The sequence below is a fragment of the Ruegeria sp. MALMAid1280 genome, assembly GCF_049195285.1.
GTDB lineage: Bacteria > Pseudomonadota > Alphaproteobacteria > Rhodobacterales > Rhodobacteraceae > Ruegeria.
Map to the genome: position 1 here is coordinate 62,859 of NZ_JBMIRT010000055.1, position 12,919 is coordinate 75,777.

The following is a 12,919-nucleotide window of genomic DNA, read 5'->3' on the forward strand; positions in this document are numbered from 1 at the left end:
GATGAGCCAACCGCGCCACATCACATTCATTTTGATCGAGGAATTTTCGCACCTTGCCTTTTCCTGCGCGGTTGAACCGCTGCGAATTGCAAATCTGGTCAGTGGTGAAGACCTCTATGACTGGACCTTCCTTTCGGAACATGGCGATCAGGCGGTCTGTTCCAACGGGTCGATCACGCTGGTGCACGGTGGCTTGGCCGCGCTTCCAAAGACCGACCAGTTGTTCGTGCTTTCAGGTATCCATATGCGCAACCATGTAACGCGTGCGTTGTTGGCAACCTTGCGGCGCGAAAGGGCGAAGGGAACGGCCATCGGTGCGTTATGCTCGGGCGCCTGGCTGCTGGCCGAGGCCGGCTTTCTGGACGGGATGCAGGCGGCGATCCATTGGGAATACCATGATGCTTTCATGGAGGCGTTCCCCGAGGTGAACCTTGTGCGCAGCGTCTTTGTCGCCGACGAAAAGCACATCACGGCCTCGGGCGGAACAGCGACGGCCGATCTGATGCTGCACCTGATCGGGCGCGATCATGGTGAGGAACTGGCGGTCGCTGTGGCCGATCAGATGGTCTATAATGCGGTGCGCAACGCCACGGCGAAACAACGGGTATCGCTGCAGTCGCGCAACGGGATGCGCAACGCCCATCTGGCCAAGGCAATCCACATCATGCAGGGCTGTATCGAAGCGCCGGTGTCGCCGTCACAGATTGCCGAGGATCTGGGCATCTCGACCCGGCAGCTGGAACGGCTGTTCGGCAAATACCTCAACACCTCACCCAAGAAGTACTTCATGGAGCTGCGCCTTGAGCGCGCCCAGAAACTGCTTTTGCAGACCGAGGCATCGGTGACCGAGGTCGCCATGGCCTGCGGGTTCGAAAGCCCCGGCCATTTCTCGCGCGTGTACCGGTCCAGTTTTGGCGTCACACCACATGCGCAGAAAAGCAAAATCGATTGACTGTCAGCGGCGGGGGGAGCTGCTCTGGCCGTCGGCGAGCCCGGTTGGTCAGGTGCTCACCCCCTGGTCCCGCTCGTACCCCCTCGTTAAATTCAAACTCGTAAACTGATCAGCAGGATTGAGCTTTGATAGATGCCAAAATGGGCATAACTATTACAAGATCGTGTCAGATATATGTAGGTTTTGGCCCAAGTCACCGCGTGTGTCCCAATTCGGACTGCGGGAAAACCTGCACAAACAGACACATATTGAGCCCCAGAGACCACTTGTATTTGCGTTGAAGCTTGCTTTGTGGCATTTTTATTTTGCCAGCAAAGGGACAATTTCTGCAAAAAATGGCGTTAAATCGCAACCGATTTTTTTCGAGAGTTTCCAAGTCCTCATCAGGAGTTAACGTTGGAGGACGCGTATGAATTTGGAATCCCACCGAGCCGCAGTGGAATTTGCGCCGCGTATTATTTCTATTGCCAGACGTGAACGGCAGATTTGCCAGGCGTCCAAAGCGGCCGAGGCCGCTTTTGAACGTATCGCCGGTGCGGCCACTGACGGTGTTGCGATGCAAAGTGAATTGCAGGATCGGGTTTTTTCCATCTTTCGCTGGTATTTTCTGTCCGCCTTTTGCACGCGCCTGCTGACGGATGCCGTGCATCGGCTAGAGCATCAGACCTTGCAGGTATCAGTAGATATCTTCAGCGCGGTCAAAATGGTTCTGACCGAAAGTGAGATCGAACGCTCGATGGCATTGGTCAGTGGCGAGCGCACGTCCCCCACGGTGGTACGGGCCAATGATATCGGCAGCCGCGGGCACACCGTGGGTTGGGTTGCCGCCGGGCTGCATGAAAAAGGTCGGGATTTCCCTGACGAGATTCAGAAGGCTCTGACCGGTGCGCTAGCGGCCTCTGCCCGGATCAACTGAATCCCTTAGCAGTAATTGCCCTTACGTCAGGATTCGACAGCACAGTTTACACATGCAAAAATCCTTGCGTACGATCCGGGTAAATTCTTCCGATTGATTTAACGCAAGGGTTTGTAGCCATGTCAGAAACGCTGGACCTGCACAAGTACGAGAACCTAAGTCCTTTTCAGATCAAAGACGAACTCATCAAGCTGGCTCAGAAAGAGTCGCGCCAAATGGCGTTGCCGTATCTGAACGCAGGGCGCGGCAATCCCAACTGGATCGCCAAAAAGGCGCGCGAGGCGTTCTTCCTGCTGGGGCAGTTCGCCATGACCGAAGCGCAGCGTCACCGCAATGAACCGCAGGTCGGGCTGGCGGGGATGCCGCAGGGGCCGGGTTGTTATGACCGGCTCAAGGCCTATTGCGCCGACTCGGTTGCAAAGAATGGCCCCCCGGGCGCGGATACGCTGGCCGCTGTCGTGGATTTTGCGATTGAGAAGTTTGGCTTCACGCCGGACGATTTCGTGCTGGAACTGACCGATGGCATCGTCGGCGACCACTATCCGATGCCGGACCGGTGCATGAAACACAATGAGGCGATCGTCCATGAATACGTGATGTGGGCAATGTGCGCGGGGCATCGGCCGGACGCAAAGTTCGACATCTACGCGGTCGAAGGTGGCACCGCCGCGATGTGTTATATCTTCAAGGCGCTCAAGAACCAGCGACTGCTGAACGCGGGCGACACTATCGCGCTGGGAACACCGATCTTTACGCCTTATCTGGAAATGCCGGTGCTGGAAGACTACGGGCTGAACGTGGTGGATGTGTCTTCGGAAGAGGAAGATCATTTCCAGCTGACCGACGAAGACCTTGAACAACTGGCCGACCCAAAGGTCAAAGCGCTGTTTCTGGTCAACCCGGGCAACCCGTCCTCGGTTGCAATCAGCCCCGAGGTCATGGCCCGGCTGGTCGAGTTCGTCAAAACCCGGCGTCCCGATCTGATCATCCTGACCGACGACGTCTATGGAACATTCATTCCGAACTTTCAGTCGGTGATGGGGCACCTGCCAGAGAACACGATCGGGGTTTATTCCTACTCCAAGTATTTCGGCTGCACCGGCTGGCGTCTGGGCGCGATTCTGGTAGCTGAGAACAACATCTTCGACAAGATGATCGCCGAGGCCCCGGCCGAGACCAAGGCCGTTGTAAATGCCCGGTACGAGACGCTGACACCGGATCCGTCCTCGTTCAAATTCATCGACCGGATCGTTGCCGACAGCCGCGATGTGGCGCTGAACCATACGGCGGGCCTGTCGCTGCCGCAGCAGGTGATGATGACGCTGTTCTCGCTGGTCGAGTTGATGGATGAGGACAAAGCCTATCAGAAGTTCTGCTGGGGCATCCTGAAACACCGCTTTAATGAGTTGGTTGATGGGATGGGCATCGAAGTGCCCGACAACCCGCTGTTCGACCGGTATTACGGCATCATCGATTTCGAATTCTGGCTGCGCAAATATGTCGGCGAAGAGGTGGTCGAGTGGATCAAGGAAAATGTCCACCCGCTGGATATTTCGTTCAAGCTGGCGCAGGACCACGGAATCGTGCTGCTGAACGGGTCGGGTTTCGATGCGCCCAATTGGTCAGCGCGGGTATCCTTCGCCAATCTCGATGACAGCGCCTATCGTCAGATCGGCCGCGCGGTGCGAGCGGTGGCTGTGGGCTATGTGCAGGCTTATCGTGCCTCGAAAGGGTTGCCGTTGCACGGCTGAACAAAAGCGCAGGGGGAGAGGGGCCTAAATGGAATTGATCGGGTCGATCTTTGGCCACCATCCTGCCCTGGCCCTGTTCTGCAGCCTCGCCCTTGGATATGCGTTGGGCAAGATCACCATAGGCTCGTTCACGGTGGGATCGGTGGCGGGGTGCCTGCTGGCCGGTGTACTGGTTGGCCAGACCGGGGTGGTGGTGTCGGATGACCTGAAACAGGCGTTCTTTCTGCTGTTCCTGTTTTCCATCGGTTACCGGACGGGGCCGCAATTTTTCCGATCCCTGAACCTGCATGCCTTGCCGCAGATTGCCGTCACCGTTTTGCTGTGTGTTGTGGCGCTGGTCGTGGCCGCGCTGCTGGCCCCGCTGATGGGGCTGTCGGTCGGGATCGCGGCGGGCCTATTGGCGGGCGGCGTGACCGAAAGCGCCACGCTGGGGGTGGCGATAGACGCCTTTGCCAAAACCGGGGCCGACGAGGCCGCGCAACAGATTTTCGATGGTGAGATCGCCACCGGTTTCGCTGTTGCCTATTTCGTCGGCGTGATCGCCACAATTTTTTTCCACACTCAATTGGCGCCCCGGTTCTATGGCCGGTCACTGAAAGAAGCTTGTGCGGAACATGAGGCCGAGCTGGACAACAATGGCGCGCCGATGGTGTCGGAACACCGCGATTTTGAGGCCCGCGCCTATCGCATCAATCCCGAATTCGCGGGCCGTCGCATATCCGAGCTCGAGGCCCGTGTTCCCGACCATGTCCGCGCCTTTTTCGACCGGGTGCGGCGCGGGAACAAGATCCTGCCGACCTCGCGCGATATGGTCCTGCAAGAGGGTGACATCGCCGCTATTGCGGGCGTGCGGTCCTATCTGATCGACCACACAGCCATGCTGGGGGAAGAGGTCGAAGACCCCGAGCTTCTCGATCTTCCGGTTCAGACCAACGATATCGTCGTGACCAATAAAGAGGTGGTCAACCAAACGCTGGCGGAACTGTCCGCCCGCCCCGAGGCGCGCACCATCTATCTGCGCGGCATCATGCGCAGCGGCGAGCGGCTTCCGATCTTTCGTGGCGTGACCCTGCACAAGGGCGATGTTCTGACCGTCTCGGGCACCCGAGGCCATATAGAAGACGCCGCCGCGCGTCTGGGCTATCTGGACCGCGAGACCAACAAGACCGACATGGTCTTTGTGGCCTTTTTCATCCTGCTGGGCGGGCTGATCGGCATCCCTGCGCTGAAATACGGTGCGATTGAGCTGGGTCTGGGCACTTCGGTCGGGGTGCTGCTGGGCGGTTTGGTGGCGGGGTGGCTGCGCTCGGTCCACCGGACATTTGGCTTTGTACCCGAGGCAACGCTGTGGATCTTCGACTCGTTGGGGCTGTGCGTGTTCGTGGCCTGTGTCGGCATTACTTCGGGACCCAGCTTTGTGACGGGGGTGATGGAAAGCGGGCCATCGCTGATCTTCGGCTCGGTTGCGATTGTGCTATTGGCCCACGGATCGGCGGTGATAGTCGGTCGCAAGGTGTTTGGGATAAACGAGGGCGTTCTGGCTGGAACCTGCTGCGGAGCAGGGACCTCGGCACCCGGTTTGGCTGCCGTGCAGGAGGCCGCCCAAAGCCAGGTTCCGACACTGGGTTACGGCCTCGGCTATGCCGTGGGCAATGTGCTGCTGGCCCTGTGGGGCTCAGTCATCGTGATCCTGCTGATGTAGCTTACGGCACGAAGGCCACGACCAGTGGGCCCCAGAGCGTCAGGAAGATGTTCGCCACCGCATAGGTCATGGTGAAAGCGGGTGTCGGGGTTGCGTTCCCGGTCTTTTCCAGCAGCGTAGCGAAACCCGGATTGCCTGATCTGGACCCGGTCACAACCGCGCAGGCCTCGACCGGGTTTTTGATGCGCAGGACGAAATAGTTGATCGGGAACTGAACGATCATCGGCATCAGCGTGACGACGACACCCAGCAACAACAGGATGATACCGTATTGCTGTATCGCCTCAAGCGCGGGCTTGCCAGCGTTCAGGCCAACGACCCCGACAAAGACCGCAAGGCCAAAGCTTTGCAGGAAATTCGCAGCCCCCCGGTTGATTCCGCCGATCTTGGGCCGTCGGATACGCATGTATCCGATGATCAACCCGGTCACGAGGCATCCAAGACCAGACCCCAGCGCCACTTTTGTGCCCGCGATGACAAAGCTGATCTCGCCGATCAGATAACCGACGGCTACGCCGATCCCCAGCGCGATGAAATTCGTGACCGAGGCCGCAGGCGGCACATAGCCCGCCACTTTCGACACCCGGTTCAGATCGTCTTTGTGACCGACGATTGAAACCTCGTCGCCCGCGTGGATTTCGGTGTTGTGCAGAACGGGCACGTCATGCCCCATACGCGTGATCTTTGAGATATGGACCCCGCGGCGCTGATCCGCCGTCAGTGCGTCGCGCAACTCTGACAGGGTTTTGCCTGCCAGCTTGCGGTTGGTGATGACGACATTGCGGCGCTCTTCCACGATAGTCAGTTCAGGCGGGTATTCTCCGATCTCGCCACTTGCCGAGCCTTCGAACTGCGTCAGGGTCGCAACCAGCGCGGATACGACAATTATATCTCCGGCGCTGACGACAGTATCGGGCGCCGGGTCAGCTGGGGCGCCGTTTTGCAGAAGCTTTTCCACAATCAGATCGCCGTCGTACCCACCTTCGATTGCTTTCACAGTTTGCCCCGCTATGGCGGCGCCGGCGTTCACTTGATAGGCGCGGGCATCGAAACGGTTCATCGGAAGGAATTCGCCTTCCTCCAGCTTGCGGCCGCCGCCGCTGAGTTTTTGGGCCAGCTTGATCGCCTCTTGCCGCAGGTTGACGCGCATGATGATCGGGATGACGCTGACCGCCAGGATCGGACCGATCGAGCCAAAGATATAGGTGACCGAATACCCCACCGCGATGTTGGTCTTAAGCTTTTCCGCCTCATCCGCGGCCAGTCCCAGCAGGTCAATGGCGTTGCCTGCAGTGCCGATGATGGCCGATTGCGTCAGCCCTCCGGCGGCCAGACCGGCCGCCAGCCCCTTGTCCAGACCGGCCAATCGGGCAACGACGATGACAAAAAACAGCCCCCAAAGGGTCATCATGAACGCTGCCAGCAGCTTGGTCAGGGCGGTTCGGTTCAGGGCTGCAAAGAACTGCGGCCCGCCGTTGTAGCCGACCATGAAGATGAACAGCGAGAAAAAGACGTTCTGAACATCGGTGCTCAGGTTGATGCCGCCGACCTGGCCCACGAAGACCGCCACCAGCAGGGTGCCAGCGATGCCGCCCAGTTCGAACTTGCCGACCCGGAACTTGCCAACGCCGTATCCCAGGCCCAGGCAAAGAAACAGCGCCATGATCGGATAGGCGCGAAGCTGTTCTGTGATCAATTCCATCTCAAACTCTCCAGGTTGCAAGTCTGGCTTTAACACCGCCGCGAAAGACGTCTCAGGACGCTGATAAATCTTGGAAATTCAGATTAGATGCACCGCGCTGCGCTTAGGGTAAGCATCGACTTTGCGTTCTGTCAAATGGCCACTGAGAACCAGAGCGCACGAAGGTGGTCGGGACGCAGGCGATACATCCCGACAATTGTATCAAAGTCCGCATGAAAACCCTGCGGATATGCGGTTCCAGCCTGAGGTTGCAGCTATTCGTGACCGTTGCAGCAATGTGTCCTGCCAGCCTCAGCTATTTCAGTGCGCGGTGTCGGTGGCTGCAATGCGCAAAATAGCTGCCGCTTGCTTTGTGAATACCAATGATTGCTTTCAAAACACTCAAATCCCGCTGCCAAAAGGTAAGTGGTTTTTCTTTTGGGATACCAGGACCTACTAAGCACGATGCAGAAAACGGGGCCCGGCATGTCAATCAGGAGACAAGCTTTCTCTGAACCGCGAAGGGACTGAGGCCGAGCCAGATCTGAATGGTCGAGGAAATCTCCTTGGGGCCGGTGAACTCGAACTTGTCCCGTTCTGCGGCGACGTCTGTCACTCCCATCCAAATGGCGGTCATGGTTCTAAGATCGGTAAAGACGTATAGATCAACGACGAAACCGGGATCGGCCCAGCACAGATCGACCTCTCCGGCTGGTTCTATCACAAGCCACCAATCCCGTTTGGATGACGGCAGGTCGTGATACACAAACTGAACCACCGTGCGTCGCTTGGGCAGCGGTTCAGGGTTCAGATTTCGCCGCATGTCCCACATCAGCAACGAGGGGTCGAGGTTTTTCAGCGAGAGTGAGGATTCAACCCACTTTTGGCCCCACATGCCCATCGCAATCACCACCTCACGCAGGTCGCGACCGGCGTCCGTAAGGTGGTAGTCAAAAACACCACGCTCTGACGGAATTGGTCTTTTCTCAACAATACCGGCCTCTTCCAGGTCCTTTAGCCGTCGCGACAGCAATGTCGGTGACATCTTTGGTACGCCCCGACGCAGGTCGTTGAACCGCGTCGAACCAGCAATGAGTTCACGCATCAGAACCATCGTCCATCGCGTGCACAATAGCTCGGCAGCCATGGCAAGCGGGCAAAACTGCTTGTAACCGGCGCGTGGCATATCCACTCCTCCATTTCTGCTGTCTGCACTTTAACAGTGTCGGAGTATGCATAAAGTCCAGAAACTGTACTGCCCGCTCCAGTTCCGTGACTGGAAAAACTTCGTCTTGGTCGGCACCCTTCCCTCATGTGAGCGAACCATCCCGGTTGCCCCTTGTGCAGGAGATCGAAAATGAGCGTCTACTTGATTGCGGAAATCAAAGTCACTGATGACGGCTGGGTGCCGGAATATGCTGCCGACGTCCACAATCTGGTGCAGAAGCAAGGCGGCCGCTACCTGTCGCGCAGCGGCAACATCGAAGCCCTTGAAGGTGAGGAAAAAGACTGCACGTTAATTGCCATACTGGAGTTTCCGTCCAGGGCTGCGCTGGACGGATTTGTCAACGATCCCGACTATGCGCCTTATGGGAAGGCCCGACAGTCGGGCAGCGTATCGAATTTCCATGTCATCGATGACACTGACATTGCAGGAGCTATTCCATATTTGAAGGCTGGGTGAATTTAGGCTCGGAAGATCGGTTTGGATTGACGCCGTATCTGCATGGGTAAATGACCCTGTGCAGACATCGCCCGTGTCATTTCAAGCCGGAATAATACTGCACATCAGAGCCTTGTTCTGCACGAGGAGCAGGTGCAGAATGTCAACGCTGCGTTGCAATCTCGTGCGCGAGATCGGCCCAGCGCGCGGCAAGCGGCGTGTCGGATTGGGCCGCAGCCCACACTGAAAGCGTCATCGCACGTTGCGGTGAAATGCCTTCGGTGCGAAAGTTTGTTCCGCCAAGTGCGATCTGGCTATCGTCGGGATACCGAGCGAAGACTTGTCGCGCTCCGGGAAGACCGGGATGGGCAATGGCCAGTGTGATGGCATGGTCAGGCATGTCTGCCTCGCCAAACGCGCGCATCGCGGCCTCCAGTGCGCCCGGCTCCTCTGCGCAAATCTGATCGTGCCAGTCCATGATTTCCCGAGCGGTCTGATGCCTGGCTCGTGCCGTGGCAAGGCTCTGCCATACGGTCAAATCCGTTGCCCATCGCCGCTCTTGGATCCGGGTCTCCACTGCCTCAATTTCGTCCAGTGATTTTGCATGTTTGACGCAAGTGTTGATCACACTTGCATCCGGCCACCTACCGGCCTGAACCATCTGCTCTACCACCGACAACGCCTCGTCCAAGCTGGCTGACAATTGAACGATCAGGCGCCAGAGACCGACGGACCGGGTTAGCCCGGCAGCAGCCATGTCCGCGTCGATCTGTGCGAGAAGATCAAGCGAGCCCAGCATTCTGAGCTTGCGTTCGAAGAACGTCTGGGCCAACGGCACTCCCTCAGCAATCATAAACCGCTCGACTTTGCCCAATTCTGACAGGGTTTCGGCCTTTGCGATGAGTGGCTCCAAGGCATTGCCGGAGGTGAGTTTTGCGCCCAGCTCGCGGAGGCGGCGCCAAAGGCCCATCGCCTCGTCGAGCCCGTTTGCCCGTCTGAACAGCTCCGGGGCGCATTTGATCTCATAGCCTCGTTCCGACAACGCCTGTGCAATCACGTTCGCGTCCGCGACGACCCCTGCCAGCGCCTGCTGAGGAAAGAGGTCGAAAGTCTGACCAATCTCGTCCATTTCGTCAGCGACCTGGAAGAATGCTTCGATACCGCCTCCGAGTTTGATCCGTTGCGCCCAGTATTCCTGAGGCAGGGGCAGATCGCGTTGCTCGATCCACTGGCGGACCGATGTCAGATCACTAACTGTGAGCACCTTGGACAGGAGTTTGTTGGACAGGTGTTTGAATGACGCTGCATTGGCGCATACGGTCGACTGCAAGTTCAGGGTTTTCCAGACTTCCATTGCAGTCGGAAAATCAGGCTGCACATCCAGAATTCGCGCAATGAGGCCTGGGGGTATCGGTGATTTTTGATCATTGAACACGCTGACCCATGCCTTGATGGCCGCGACGCGGTCCGACGTAAAGGATTCCGCCGGAACCTTGCTGAGCAACTTGCTCAGTGTCGACATAACCTCGTTCGAATAAGGAGGATTGGGGCATCTTGCCAAAATGTCCGACAACCGTTCAGGCGTCAGCATAGCCGCATCGATCCGCGCCAAGTGCTTTTCGTTCAGCTCGACGCCTTGCGCGGCCATGCTGGTCAAACAAGACTTGATGTCCTCCCAACTGCGGGCGAAATTCAGAAGCTTGCTATAGGGGATCGGGTCGTAACGCAGCATGTCCCCCGGAATCTCATCATGGAGAGCGAGCGCCACGTCAAAGCTGCGGGCCTTGTCCAGCAAAATGGTCCAGGTGATGATACTGGGCGTCTCTCCTCGTGCGATCATCTCGGTGGCGACATAGTCGCGGGCTTCGTTCAGGGTGCAGAACGACGACAGGCGTGCGTTGTGAACCCTCAGGCTGTTGATCTCTCCAAATACCTCTGCGAGCCACTGCACATCGGCGCTGGCATGCGCCTTTTGGTATGCGAAGGTAATAAACGACTCGTTCAAGTCGGCCGGATCCCGATCCGCAGGGATGCCCATGTCGCGTTCGAGGACACGCCTCACGGTTTCGAAATTCGGGGCGATGCGTAACAGTTGCGAATAGGCATGATCGCTGGGTTGCACACCGGCTTCTTGCAGCTTTGCGATGGCATCTTCCGCCACTGAAAAGTTGTTGACCTTCTCCAGATAGGCACGCAGCGCCATCTGCATTTGATACCGGTGCCGTGCAACGTCGGCTTGGCCCCTCGACAAAGCCAGATGATACAGATCCGCAGCCATCATCCCGTTGGGCGCGTAGTCAATCAGAAACGCAAGTCTTCGGACTGTATCAGGTCGAGAAGCGTCATCTACGGATTCTATTTCGGCAACAGCGTCATCGGCGGTTTCGAACATGCCCGTGGCGAGTTGTAAGGCCACCAGCGAAACGCGGACGTCCTCGAGTGCGGCGGCTCCGTCTTGCTGTGCAAGATCCTGCCAAAGACGCAGGCCATCAGCCGCAAAGCCGCGCTTTACAAGCGGCTTATTGTAGTCCTTCAGGAACTCGACTTGACGGCGAATGGGCTCGCAATGGGACATATGCCATAGCGCATTCGAAAGCGATATCACCTGAAAGGCGGACAGATTATCACGCCTGTCGTCATACATCGCCCGCTTCTTGTAGATTCCGGCAAGCTCCAGATGACTAAAGCGGCGGGTATCAGCCGAATTCTCCCGGCTCAGGGCTTCGGCGACGACACTATGCATGCGCCACATCCCGCCTTGACCCACTTGCGTAAAGAAGGGCAGACGAACGACTTTGTCGAAGAGATCGAGCGGTTTGGATAAGTTGTGCAGGTCAGCCAGTATGTTGACAACTTCTCTGTCGAATGCGCGGCACAACGCCAGGACTTCCAGCAGGTTTTTGAATTCGTCGTCCTTCTTGAAGGAGTTGTGCAGTCTGACGACAATCATATCAAACCGTGCGTTACGCGCCTGTTCGTCGTCGAGACCAGCATCTGCTTCGGTCAGCCGATAGTCCGCAAAGCTATCCCGCGGATCTTGCTCCAACCGCTTCAGGATGTCTTGCAGTTGCAGCAACAACGCCAGCGGATAGTAAGCCGTGTCTTCATCATCTGTTTCGCGTGCGTTGAAAAGCACGTTGTCGACAAGGCCCCGGGAAAGCGCGAGGCCAGAATCGTGAAGGAACCGAACGGCATGTGGCTTCGCCAGGCCCCTGACGTCCATTTCCATGTATGTATGGGACTTTGGGTTCGACGCATTGGCAGGGCTCGGCGACTTGTGCCAGTTCAGTTCGTACCGTGAGCCGACCACCAGCATGACGCCCTTCGCGTACTCGGCGAATTCCCTGAGATTGCCGTCGATCTCTGATATCGCTGTGCGCCCCTCGTTCGGCCTTGGAAGGATCGCCTCATACTCGTCAATAAACAATACAAGGCGCTTCTTTTCGCCCAACTCGCGGTTGACGTCTTCTGCCAATGCCCAAGCCAGCATATAGCTTGCGGCCCCGCCTGGGGGCGCCTTGATAAACTGATCCGCCGGCAACGATTTGCGCGCCGAAGACTCAATATCGCGCCCTATATAGAATTCAGGGATCAACTCTTTGATCTTGCGCATCTGGTAGGACCGGACGGCTGCGCCTTTGGCCGCGGCAACCAGTCGGCGCATGGCCTCGGGGGCAACAGCACCAATGGCTTCTTGAGCCAGTCCAATGGCTTCAGTGCCAAGTTCTTCGACCAGGCCGGTTCCGATGCTGCCGACCAGGGCCTCGGCCGACTGCATATTGGACGATTGACCAAAGTTCAGAGTAATCAGCCCTGCTTGTGGTTGCTGTATCTGATACAGCAGGAACCCGTAGTCAAACAGCAGGGTCTTGAGACCCAGAGAATTGAATATCTGACGAAGCCCAAGAAGAAATTCGACAATTCTGGGGGGCTGCTCGGCATTGGAGAACTGAAAGTTGGAAACCAGCACGTCTCGGAATGCGTCGTTCGGCCCCTTGTTGGTTTCGACAATTTCGCGGCACCGCTGCATCAGGATCGACTTGCCATTGCCACCCATGCCGCGGAAAACCAGCGTGCGGGTACAATCCGGTTGCTGAACGGTTTCACACAACATGTCTTCGAAGCGGCGCAAGTGCAGGTCGCGATTTTGGAATTTAGTGAGCTCTGCGCCGTGTCTATTACCCTGCGAAATCGGGATATTTCTAGGTTGCCTGGCCATCGCTCACTCATGTCTTTCCATCGGATTTATCGTTA

8 protein-coding genes are annotated in these 12,919 nt (G+C 57.4%); 5 read left to right on the forward strand and 3 right to left on the reverse strand.

Annotation, left to right across the window (positions count from 1 at the left end; genetic code table 11):
- The first annotated feature begins 1 nt into the window (after nucleotide 1).
- The 4 genes from ACOQFT_RS14700 (at nucleotide 2) to aspT (ACOQFT_RS14715) (ending at nucleotide 5,321) form a co-directional block, all read left to right on the forward strand.
- Nucleotides 2–952: a GlxA family transcriptional regulator gene (locus tag ACOQFT_RS14700; RefSeq protein ID WP_421598648.1), complete on the forward strand. Its 951-nt coding sequence runs from the start codon at nucleotides 2–4 to the stop codon at nucleotides 950–952.
- Between the two features lie 409 nt (nucleotides 953–1,361).
- The gene (locus ACOQFT_RS14705; RefSeq protein WP_421598649.1) at nucleotides 1,362–1,868 is read left to right on the forward strand and encodes a hypothetical protein; all 507 of its coding nucleotides are present in this window, start codon (nucleotides 1,362–1,364) and stop codon (nucleotides 1,866–1,868) included.
- A 119-nt stretch (nucleotides 1,869–1,987) separates the two neighbouring features.
- Nucleotides 1,988–3,619 carry a bifunctional aspartate transaminase/aspartate 4-decarboxylase gene (locus tag ACOQFT_RS14710; RefSeq protein WP_421598650.1) on the forward strand — a complete coding sequence of 544 codons (1,632 nt, stop codon included), beginning with the start codon at nucleotides 1,988–1,990 and terminating at the stop codon, nucleotides 3,617–3,619.
- A gap of 28 nt (nucleotides 3,620–3,647) precedes the next feature.
- Nucleotides 3,648–5,321: an aspartate-alanine antiporter gene (aspT, locus tag ACOQFT_RS14715; protein ID WP_421598651.1), complete on the forward strand. Its 1,674-nt coding sequence runs from the start codon at nucleotides 3,648–3,650 to the stop codon at nucleotides 5,319–5,321.
- Nucleotide 5,322: 1 nt separating this feature from the next.
- Here aspT (ACOQFT_RS14715) and aspT (ACOQFT_RS14720) read toward each other — a convergent pair whose 3' ends face one another.
- Both aspT (ACOQFT_RS14720) and ACOQFT_RS14725 read right to left on the reverse strand, forming a co-directional pair.
- Nucleotides 5,323–7,023 carry an aspartate-alanine antiporter gene (gene aspT / locus ACOQFT_RS14720; protein ID WP_421598652.1) on the reverse strand — a complete coding sequence of 567 codons (1,701 nt, stop codon included), beginning with the start codon at nucleotides 7,021–7,023 and terminating at the stop codon, nucleotides 5,323–5,325.
- 472 nt (nucleotides 7,024–7,495) lie between these two features.
- The gene (locus tag ACOQFT_RS14725) at nucleotides 7,496–8,188 is read right to left on the reverse strand and encodes a winged helix-turn-helix transcriptional regulator (protein WP_421598653.1); all 693 of its coding nucleotides are present in this window, start codon (nucleotides 8,186–8,188) and stop codon (nucleotides 7,496–7,498) included.
- Nucleotides 8,189–8,359: 171 nt separating this feature from the next.
- Here ACOQFT_RS14725 and ACOQFT_RS14730 point away from each other — a divergent pair, with 171 nt between their 5' ends.
- On the forward strand, nucleotides 8,360–8,686 hold the full coding sequence (locus ACOQFT_RS14730; protein ID WP_421598654.1) for a DUF1330 domain-containing protein: 327 nt from the start codon (nucleotides 8,360–8,362) through the stop codon (nucleotides 8,684–8,686).
- A gap of 142 nt (nucleotides 8,687–8,828) precedes the next feature.
- Here the strand turns inward: ACOQFT_RS14730 and ACOQFT_RS14735 are convergent, their stop codons facing one another.
- On the reverse strand, nucleotides 8,829–12,884 hold the full coding sequence (locus ACOQFT_RS14735) for a hypothetical protein (protein WP_421598656.1): 4,056 nt from the start codon (nucleotides 12,882–12,884) through the stop codon (nucleotides 8,829–8,831).
- Between the last annotated feature and the right edge of the window lie 35 nt (nucleotides 12,885–12,919).